This window comes from Simplicispira sp. (assembly GCF_028687295.1).
Taxonomy (GTDB): Bacteria; Pseudomonadota; Gammaproteobacteria; order Burkholderiales; family Burkholderiaceae_C; genus Simplicispira; species Simplicispira metamorpha.
The window spans coordinates 1-8,584 of record NZ_JAQUAL010000145.1 but is presented as its reverse complement, the minus strand read 5'-3'; the positions used below and the strand labels follow the sequence as shown (position 1 = coordinate 8,584).

7 protein-coding genes are annotated in these 8,584 nt (G+C 65.0%); 4 read left to right on the top strand and 3 right to left on the bottom strand.

The genetic code is table 11. The features are described from left to right. Both PHX69_RS13530 and PHX69_RS13525 read left to right on the top strand, forming a co-directional pair. On the top strand, positions 1-233 hold a 233-nt coding region (locus PHX69_RS13530; protein WP_353852416.1), incomplete at its 5' end, for a BRCT domain-containing protein. A gap of 142 nt (positions 234-375) precedes the next feature. After that, positions 376-2,718, top strand: a complete 2,343-nt coding sequence (locus PHX69_RS13525) for a penicillin-binding protein 1A (RefSeq protein ID WP_288044354.1) — start codon at positions 376-378, stop codon at positions 2,716-2,718. Positions 2,719-2,760: 42 nt separating this feature from the next. Here PHX69_RS13525 and PHX69_RS13520 read toward each other — a convergent pair whose 3' ends face one another. Next, positions 2,761-5,358, bottom strand: coding sequence for a chemotaxis protein CheW (locus PHX69_RS13520; protein WP_288044350.1), 2,598 nt, complete (start codon positions 5,356-5,358; stop codon positions 2,761-2,763). A gap of 292 nt (positions 5,359-5,650) precedes the next feature. After that, the gene (locus PHX69_RS13515; protein WP_119012590.1) at positions 5,651-6,199 is read right to left on the bottom strand and encodes an NUDIX hydrolase; all 549 of its coding nucleotides are present in this window, start codon (positions 6,197-6,199) and stop codon (positions 5,651-5,653) included. Between the two features lie 261 nt (positions 6,200-6,460). Between PHX69_RS13515 and PHX69_RS13510 the strand changes: the two genes are divergently transcribed. Further along, the gene (locus PHX69_RS13510) at positions 6,461-7,351 is read left to right on the top strand and encodes a purine nucleoside phosphorylase YfiH/LACC1 family protein (protein ID WP_288044352.1); all 891 of its coding nucleotides are present in this window, start codon (positions 6,461-6,463) and stop codon (positions 7,349-7,351) included. Here PHX69_RS13510 and PHX69_RS13505 read toward each other — a convergent pair. Next, positions 7,271-7,594, bottom strand: coding sequence for a hypothetical protein (locus PHX69_RS13505; RefSeq protein ID WP_119012591.1), 324 nt, complete (start codon positions 7,592-7,594; stop codon positions 7,271-7,273). The two genes, PHX69_RS13510 and PHX69_RS13505, sit on opposite strands and share 81 nt — an antisense overlap. A 115-nt stretch (positions 7,595-7,709) precedes the next feature. On the opposite strand from PHX69_RS13505, the gene PHX69_RS13500 reads away from it, so the two are divergent. Next, positions 7,710-8,584, top strand: an 875-nt coding sequence (locus PHX69_RS13500; protein WP_502958533.1) for a PHA/PHB synthase family protein, incomplete at its 3' end; no start/stop codon positions are given.

Genomic DNA, 8,584 nt, shown 5'->3' with positions numbered 1-8,584 from the left:
AGCCGCTGGCCGGCCTGACGGTGGTGATTACCGGCACGCTGCCCACCCTGGGACGTGATGAGGCCAAAGACCTGCTCGAAGCCGCAGGCGCCAAAGTGGCCGGTTCGGTCAGCAAAAAAACCAGCTATGTGGTGGCTGGCGCCGAGGCGGGCAGCAAGCTGGCCAAAGCGCTGGAGCTGGGCGTGCCCGTGCTGGACGAAGCCGGTATGCAGGCCCTGTTGGCCACACCCTGAGGGCCAGGGCTGCGGTGGTGAATACTATTGATTTGATAGCTGGTCGCGCTTGCTGCGTAAGGGTTTGAAGGCTTTTTTGTTAAAAATTGCCGCGCTGCTGCGCTGGCCACCCACGCGCCGCACGGTGCTGTGGGCGCTGGCCATGCCGCCTGCGCTGTTGTTGCTGTACACGCTGGTCTTGATTCCGTTCACGCCCGCCATCAGCGACATCCGCAAGGCCAAGACCGAGCAGCCTGCGCAGGTGCTCTCCAGCGACGGCAAACTGCTGGCGCAGTACCAGTGGGCGCACCGCGAATGGGTGCCCCTGGGCCGCATGGCGACCCCCGTCAGCGCGGCGCTGATCGCCACCGAAGACCACCGCTTCTACCAACATTGGGGCATGGACTGGCGGCGCACGGCAGGCGCCGCGCTGGCCACTTTCGGCGGCGAGCGCCAGGGCGGCTCCACGCTCACGCAGCAGCTGGCACGCAACCTGTTCCCCGAAGAAATTGGCCGTGCGCCCACGCTCACGCGCAAGCTCAAGGAGGCCATCACCGCCTTCAAGATCGAGCTGCTCTACACCAAAGACGAGATTCTGGAGACGTACCTGAACACGGTGCCGTTTCTCTACAACGCCCACGGCATCGAGATGGCGGCGCGCACGTATTTCGACACCTCTGCCGACAAGCTCACGGTGCTGCAAAGCGCCACGCTGATCGGCATGCTCAAGGGCACCAGCTACTACAACCCGGTGCTCAACCCCGAGCGCGCGCTGCAACGGCGCAACACGGTGCTGGCGCAGATGGTCAAGCGCGGCAAACTGGCGCCCGAGCAGTTTGAAGCCCTGAAAAAACGCCCGCTGCGCATCAACTTCGAGCGCCAGGCTGAGCCCCAGGGCCCGGCACCGCACTTTGCCCAGCAGCTGCGCAAATGGCTGATCGCCTGGGCCGATGACCAGGGCTACAACCTCTATGCCGATGGGCTGGTGGTGCGCACCACCATTGATTCGCGCCTGCAAGCCTGGGCCAACCAGGCGGTGGCGCGCCAGGGGCGCCAGTTGCAAAACGTGGCCGATGCGGCCTGGTCGCAGCGCGGTGCTTGGGGCACGGGCAACGCGCTGGTGCAAACGCTGGTGCGCGAGTCGCCCGAGTACCGCGCCGCCGTGGCCAAAGGCCAGACGCCCGAGGAGGCGGCCAAAGCGCTGTGGGCAGATGCCGCCTTCATGCGCGCACTGCGCCAGAACAAGACGCGCGTGCAGGCCGGCTTTGTGGCGCTGGAGCCTGCCACGGGCCAGATCCGCGCCTGGGTGGGCAGCCGCGATTTTGCGCAGGATGCTTTCGACCACGTACAGCAGGCGCGCCGCCAGCCGGGCTCGACCTTCAAGCCGTTTGTCTATGGCGCTGCCTTTGCCCAGGGCTGGAAACCCACCGACACGCTGGTAGATGAGGCCGTGGAAATCAACCTCCCCGGTGGCGAAGTCTGGCGCCCCAGCGACGCCAGCGCGCCCACGGGCCGCGCCATGGGGCTGCGCGAGGCGCTGGTGTATTCCAAAAACACCATCACCGCCCAGTTGGTGCAAAAGGTGGGCGTGGGCGAAGTGGCGCAACTGGCCCGTGCTATGGGCGTGCGCGACAGCAAGCTAGAACTGGTGCCCTCGCTGGCGCTGGGCACCAGCCCGGTCACGCTCAAAGAGATGGTGTCGGCCTACGGCACCATTGCCAACGCGGGCGCTTACCGGCCCCCGGTGTGGGTGACCCGCATTGAAGACCGCCAGGGCAGGGTGTTGCAAGAGTTTGCCCCCGTGGCCGCGCAGCAGGTGCTGCCGGTGCAGGCGGCGCAAACCCTGCGCGATGCCCTGCGCGGTGTGGTGGACCAGGGCACGGGCCGGGGCATCCGCACGCGATTTGGCATCCGCGCCGATGTGGCGGGCAAAACCGGCACCACGCAGGACAACGCCGATGGCTGGTTCATCCTCATGCACCCGCAGCTGGTGGGCGGGGCGTGGGTGGGCTTCAACGACAGCCGCATCACGCTGCGCAGCGACCACTGGGGGCAGGGGGCGCAGAGCGCGCTGCCCATCGTGGGTGATTTTTTCCAGCAGGCGCTGCGCAGCAAGGCGCTGGACGCGCGCGTGCGTTTTGTGGATGCGCAAGAGCGCGATTTCTTTGGCCCGCTGCGCGAGCGTCTGCGCGGCTGGTGGCAGGCGCTGCTGGCGCTGGTTCCCGCGCCATCCGCACCGCCGCCACCGCGCCCGGTGCCCGCACCGTTGCCCATGCCGCCAGAGTTGCCATTGCCGTCGCCCCCAGAGGCGCCGCCCCAGCCCCCGGCAGAAATCACCGAGTCAGCCGAGCTGCTGCCCCTGCCCAGCAGCACGCCATCGGCAGCGCCGGTGTTGCCCGGCGTGGTGGTGCCAGCGCAGGATTGGCCTCGGCCCGCAGTGCGCCCCGGTGTGGTGGTGGCGCCCGAGGACTGGCAAGGCCCTGCCGATCGCTCGCCATCGCCGTAGCCGGTGCGGCCCCTGTCGCAGGGGCTGTGGTGCGGTCGGTGCTTACGCGGCCAGCCGGTGGGCTGGCGTGGTGTCGGCTACGCCAGCGGCGGCATCGTCCGGTAGCGCGCGGGCGGCTGCCTCTGCGGGGCGGCGCAGTATGGACATGAGTTTTTCCACATCCAGGCACTGCACCAGCACCTGGCCCTGGTTGGCTTTGATCAGGCGGTGAACCAGCTGGCCGCTGTAGTGCCCCAGCGCCGGGGCCTGCATGATGCGGTGGCTGGCAAAGGTGGTCACGCCGTGCAGCTCGTTGACCAGCAGGCCGATGCGTCGCCCGTCGTGTTCCAGCACGATGACCTGGCTGTGGGGCGTGATCTGCGAGGGCGTGCCGCGCAGCAGGTGGCCCAGATCAAACACCCAGACATAGCCGGTGATGTTGCCCTGCGCCTTGCGCGCCAGGGCACCCACGCAGTAGGGCAGCCGCCCCGCCGACACGGTGGCGATGGCGCTGGCGGGCAGGGCCTCCAGAACGCCCTGGGTGTCCAGCGCAAACAGCCCGGTATCGACGAAAAAGGTGGCCATTTCCTGGCTGTCGGGGGCTGGGGGATCTGATACCAGCACCGTGCGCTGGCGGTGTGCGGCATCCATGGCGCTGCTTTGCACAGCGCCGAACGATTCAAACGACAGCGCCAGCACGTCGTGGCGGTAGCCGTCACTGACCTTGAATTCGCGGTAGCCGTTGGACGCCGAGCAGCCCACGATGCAGTAGTGCGCGTCGTGCACCATGGCACGCGCCAGGCTGGCGCCTGCGGGCAGGGCCTGCATATCGGGGGGGAGTTCCAGGTGCTGGCCTACGGGGCGGGCGGGGTCGGTGCTGGCCAGAATCTCTCCGTGGCGGTCAACAAACACTGCCACCGTGTTCAGTTTTCCTGCCACGGCGCCATGCAGCATGGCGGCAAATTCCCCACTGGCATTGAACACCACGCCAATGCCCCCCAGCACGCTGCCATCGTTGTCGGGGGCGCGGATGGCGGCGTGGTACACGCAGGTGCTCTTGCCATCGTCCAGCGGCGAAGGGCCCCAGGGCGTGACGTGGTAGGACTGCGTGCTGGGCAGGGCGAGCACGGCGGCCAGCGTGGCTGGCTCCACCCAGGTGCCCAGTACGCTGCTGCCGTCCTGGCAGGTGGGGCGGCTGGCGGCCACGATGCAGCCCTGGCGGTCATACACCACCAGGCGGGTGTACACGGTGTAGAGGCTGTTGATGTGCTCCAGCATCTGGCAGGCTGCGGCAGCACCCTGCACGCCATCGGCCAGCAGGGTGCGCAGGACGCTGGCCTGGGCCCACCAGCGGCAGTCGTTGGCGCGCTCGTACAGGTTGCGGTCAAGCAAGTCCACCAGCAGCTGGGTCAGAAACTCGCTGTCGCGCATGCTGGAGCTGAGCACCGTGTCGTACAAATCGCGGATGGATTGGTCAAACACCTCGTTGGTGCGCGCGCCTGTCTCCCCAATCTGCTCCAGCACCGCCTTGAGCTTTTGCGCCCCGCCCGATGGCCCGGCGCTCATGACCTGGCCGTTCCAGACCACGCGGCGGATGGTGTCTGCCGCGCGGACGATGTCGTACAGCGGCGGGCAAAAGCGGTGGGCATGCGCCAGCAGGCCCTGGGCAATGGCGGGTTCGAGCTGGTCGATGGCGCGGTTGGCCTGGGCCAGAAATGCCAGCTCTATCGGCACCATGACCTGGCCGCGCCAGCCGGGCGGGCCGGGGTAGTCCTGGTAGCCCTGCGCCACCACGGTTTGCGTCAAATAGGTGCGTCCGCCGTGCAGCAGCAGGGGCGATGCACCATGTTGGTTCACTGGCACCCGCGCACCCACGGCCACCCACAGCGGATCGGCGCTGGCAATGACGCGGTTGTCCGCATCCAGCAGCAGGGCGATGTTGCGCTGGTCTTCGTTTTGCCGGGAGTGGAAGATGCCTTGCATCTCCTCCTGAAAGGCAAAACTCAGGCACAGCACGCCCACGGGCTCGCCGGTGCGCGGGTGCAGCATGCGGTGCGAGTAGATGAGGGCATGGGGCTTGCCCGGGCGCAGGTCGGTGGCGCGGAACGTCTCCACATAGCCCTGGCTTTGCAGCGTTTGCGCCAGCAGGGGATCGCGGCTGCCCTCTACGGGGGAGTTTTCGTCGGTTTGCGCCAGCACGTTGCCCTGCAAATCCAGCAGCAGGATGTCGTCATAGACGGTGTATTTGCTGCGGTATTCGCGCAGGCGCGCCAGCACCGGGCGGGCGTTGTCGGTGCCCGCCACAAAGCGGCACAGCTCCTGGTCGGTGGCCAGAAAGCCTACATCGGCGGTGCGCTCGTAGAGGTTGCGCACCACGATGTCGATCACATGGCGGGCGTGGGTGCCGATTTCCGCCATCACCTTGCCCATTGATTCCTGCACCAAAGAGGTGACCAGATCGCCCTCCAGCCGTTGAAAGCCTTCGCGCGTGGCCGCCACCATGGGCAGGATGCTGTGCGCTTCCTGCGGGCAATTCATCTTGGCAGAGGCCTCAATCAGGCGCCACATCAGGTTCAACTCGCGCAGCGCACCCTCACAGCGCGCCACATTGCGCATGAAAGGCATGAGGGTATCGGTGTGGGCTAGGGCATTCGATGGCATGGACGGCTTTCTTGGTAAAGCGCGCAGGCTGGCTTGCGCACACTGCTGCAATGCAAGAGCCGCGCCAGCCCTTGGTGCGTCCTGCTGGCGCAAGCCATCGCAGCCATGTTTCAAGAAAAAAGGGGATTAGACGTTACCAAGCGGGCGCTGGCAGCTCCTTTTTTAATAGCTTAAGTGGCCACCAAAGAGACTTTGAAAGTAACTTACATTTTTTTAAGGAATTAAAAAAACAGATGAGAAACGTCAACAAGAAGAGGGGTTGGCCGGGCAAAGTGTGCCCGGTGCCTATTCATTAGGCAATATCAATGCAATGGATGCCAAACGCACCATTGCGGCGGTCTGAAAAATAGCGCTCCAGCGTTTCCTTGACGGTGCGAAAAGCCAATTCGTCCCAAGGAATTTCTTCTTCTGCAAACAGGCGTGCCTCCAGCGTTTCAAAGCCTGGGTTGAATTGGTCGCTGAGCAGCGTGGCGCGGTAAAAAAGATGCACCTGGCCCACGCGCGGTACGTTCAGCAGGCTGAACAACGGCCCCATCTCGAACTGCGCGCCGGCTTCCTCATCGGTTTCACGGGCAGCGCCCTGGGCGGTGGTTTCATCCAGCTCCATGAAACCTGCGGGCAGTGTCCACTTGCCCCAGCGCGGCTCGATGTTGCGCTTGCACAGCAGCACCCGATCGCCCAGCACAGGCACGGTGCCCACCACGTTGAGCGGATTTTCGTAATGCACGGTGCGGCACGCCGGACAGACGGCGCGCTGGCGGGTGTCGCCATCGTCGGGCAGGCGGTACACCACGGCGCTGCCACAGGCGCGGCAGTGTTGGATCGGGCTGCGGTAAGTCATGCAGTAATTTTGGGTCAAATAAGGCTTCAGGGCACGCGGGGCATGCGCTATCAGCTATTAAAAAAGAAGCGAAAATAGAGCCAAAGGCACACCACACAGCCCCTGTGGGCCAGCCAGTGCTGCGTGCGGGGGCCTACGGTATTTTCAGTGGCGCCAGAGCGAAGCTGGCAGTGTGCCATGGCCGATACACTGGCGCTGCACCTTTGGCCACCCGGGCCGATGGGGCGCCTGGCCCCATTTTGTTTCTTTGCCGATACCACCATGCAGCACACCAATTTGCCCGCAGCGCAGGCCCCCCACGCCGACTGGCTGCGCCCGCAGTGGCCTGCCCCGGCCCATGTCCATGCACTGTGTACCACGCGCGCAGGCGGTGTCAGTGCCGCCCCCTACAACAGCCTCAACCTGGGCGACCACGTGGGCGATGCCCCCGCAGCCGTGCAAGCCAACCGGGCAGTGCTGCAAGCGGCGCTGGCCCACACCACGCCCGGTGCCCAGGCCGTATTTTTGCAACAGGTGCATGGCACGCAGGTGGCGCAGTTGCGCGCCGATCTGCCCGACGGCACCTGCGCCGATGCCTGCACCAGCGCCCGTGCGGGGCAGGTCTGCACCATCATGGTGGCCGATTGCCTGCCCGTGCTGCTCACCGACCGCCAGGGCCACGCCGTGGCCGCAGCCCACGCGGGCTGGCGGGGATTGGCCGGCACCGGAGGGGAGGGCGTGCTGGAATCGGTTTTCAAAGATTTTTCGACTCTGGCCCTTGCGGTGTGGGCGCAAGCAGCTATCAAAAAAGAAGCGGATCAGCCCACAGCCGTGGATGCTGCCAGCATCGCCGCCGACACCCTGGCCTGGCTGGGGCCGTGCATTGGGCCGCAGGCGTTTGAGGTGGGCTCTGAAGTGCGCGCCGCGTTTTGTGAGCACGACAACGCGGCGGCGCAGCATTTTCAGGCGCGGGGCGCGGGCAAATACAACGCCGATCTGGCCGGGCTGGCCCGCCAGCGTCTGCACGCCCTGGGCATCACCCAGGTATATGGCAACGACAGCAGTGCGCCCTGGTGTACGGTGGGCAACGCGTCACGGTTCTTTTCGCACCGGCGCGACGGCGCCACCCTGGGCGCCAGCGGGCGCATGGCTGCCTGCATCTGGCTGGGCTGAGGGCGATGAAGGCTCTGGTAGCGCTGCTGCGGCTTCCGCTTCCGCGCGCTCGGCCATGGCACGGGCGTGGATGGCGCGCTTGCGGGCCGGTGTGCCCATGATGTACACCACGATGGACAACGGCAGCAGCCCATACAGCACAAACGTAACAATTGCCCCGAGCACTGAGCCGGTGCTGCTCGTAGCCTCTGCCACAGACATCATGATGGTGACATAAAGCCAAGCGATAACGACCAGGTACATCAGCGTTCCAAGTAAGTAAAAGAGGGGGATTGGGGCGTTACCATAGCTGTGCGGTCAGCAACCATCGGGGCGAAAGTCGCTACGGGTGAGCCAGCCGCAATTCTCAGGAGGCAACATGGATTCTGAATCACCCTGGGCACAGAACGCCCAGCAATTTCAGCAGATTTTTGGAGACAAGATTTCGCAGGTCTTGCAATCCTTGCAGCAAATGGGGGCAGGCGGTGCAGGAGCCCCTGGCGCCGCAGCAGCACCCTTGCAAATACCCGCCGAGAAGCTGCAACAAGTGCAGCAACAGTACCTTGAAGAGGCCAAAGCGCTGTGGAACCAGAGCCTGCAAGCCTCTACCCTGGCGGCCTCTGACAAACGCTTCAGTGGCGACGGCTGGCAGAGCAACCCGGTTGCGGCCTTTTCGGCGGCCACGTATTTGCTCAACGCCCGCACGCTGATGGAGCTGGCCGAGTCGGTGCAAGCCGATGAAAAAACCCGCAACCGCGTGCGTTTTGGTGTCGAACAATGGCTGGCGGCCATGGCGCCCAGCAATTACTTGGCTTTCAATGCCGAGGCACAGAAAAAAGCCATCGAAACCAAAGGTGAGAGCATTGCCAAAGGCTTGAAAAACCTGGTGAACGACCTGCGCCAGGGCCATGTCTCCATGACCGACGAGAGCCTGTTCGAGGTGGGCCGCAACGTCGCCACCACCGAAGGCGCCGTGGTTTTTGAAAACGACATCTTTCAGCTCATCGAGTACAAGCCCCTGACGGGCAAAGTCTATGAGCGGCCTTTCCTGCTGGTGCCGCCGTGCATCAACAAGTTCTACATCCTGGACTTGCAGCCCGAGAACTCGCTGGTGCGCTATGCCGTGGCACAAGGCCACCGCACCTTTGTGGTGAGCTGGCGCAACCCCGATGCCGAAATGGCCCAGAAAACCTGGGACGACTACGTCGAAGACGGCGTGATCGAAGCCATCAGCGTGGTGCAGCAAGTCACCGG